Raw genomic sequence first — 1,077 nt, 5'->3', positions numbered from 1 at the left:
GATATTATGTATTCATTCTTTTCAGGTTTAATTTCCAATTTTATGAATATTTATCTCATCTAGTATTAAACGGTCCGAATAAAATAAGCCTCATTATTATTAAATAAGAGGCCTGTTTAATGGGTTTATATTAGTGATGGTTATCTCTCGATAACTTTAGTAATAAACAATACCTTCGCCTTTTGTAATCAGAGTACCAGCTTCATTGGTGATTATTTTATCTAAATCAAATAATGAACCAATCGCCGCATTACCCAATCCAGCTTCAACGAATTTACAAACGGCATCAATTTTTGGCCCCATAGAACCAGCAGGGAATGAAAATTCTGCTAAACCAGTAGGCGTTGCTTGCTTCATTTCTGCTTGGTCTTCTTTACCGTAGTTACGGAAAATCGAACCATCGGTTAAGATAATAAATAAGTCGGCATGGATTTTTTCAGCCAGTAATTCAGCCGTAAGATCTTTGTCAATGACGCACTCTACGCCAGTACTCTTACCTTGCTCAATACTCACGGGAACACCGCCGCCGCCACAAGCGATAACAAGGTTTTCTGTATCTAGAAGTGTTTCAATTTGCTGAATTTCAACAATGCTTTTTGGCATAGGAGAAGGCACAACGCGTCGGTAGTACTCGCCATCAGCTTTAAACTGCATTGTGCTTTGAGCCATTAATTCTTTAGCTCGTTGCTCTGTATATACAGGGCCAACAAATTTAGTCGGGTTAGCAAACGCAGGGTCTTTTTTGCATACTTCAGTTTGCGTGACTAGCGTTGCTACGTCTAATTCAGGGTCAATGTTTCTGAGCTCTTGTTGTAACATGTAGCCCACCATGCCACAGGTTTGAGAGCCGAGTACATCCATTGGGTATGGTGTCGTCTCTGGCGAATATTCGCTATAAGCCGCGTTTTGTTCCATCAACAAACCTACTTGTGGGCCATTACCATGAACGATAACAATCTCATGCTCGCGTGCTATCGCAGCAATACTCGCCGCTGATTTGATTATATTTTCACGTTGGTTCTCAGCCGTTAATGCTTGGCCTCTTGCTAAAAGAGCGTTACCGCCTAAAGCTAATAC

The 1,077-nt window shown here is 40.8% G+C and carries 1 protein-coding gene; it reads right to left on the bottom strand.

Features of this window, described 5'->3' with window-relative positions; translation table 11 throughout:
* Positions 1-156 precede the first annotated feature (156 nt).
* Positions 157-1,077, bottom strand: a 921-nt coding sequence (locus tag AB4653_RS14850; protein WP_372104583.1) for a carbamate kinase, incomplete at its 5' end; no start/stop codon positions are given.

This window comes from Vibrio sp. 10N.222.48.A3 (assembly GCF_041475345.1).
In the GTDB taxonomy this organism is placed as follows: Bacteria; Pseudomonadota; Gammaproteobacteria; order Enterobacterales; family Vibrionaceae; genus Vibrio; species Vibrio tasmaniensis_A.
The sequence above is the reverse complement of the archived record's forward strand: the minus strand, read 5'-3'. Positions and strand labels throughout refer to the sequence as shown.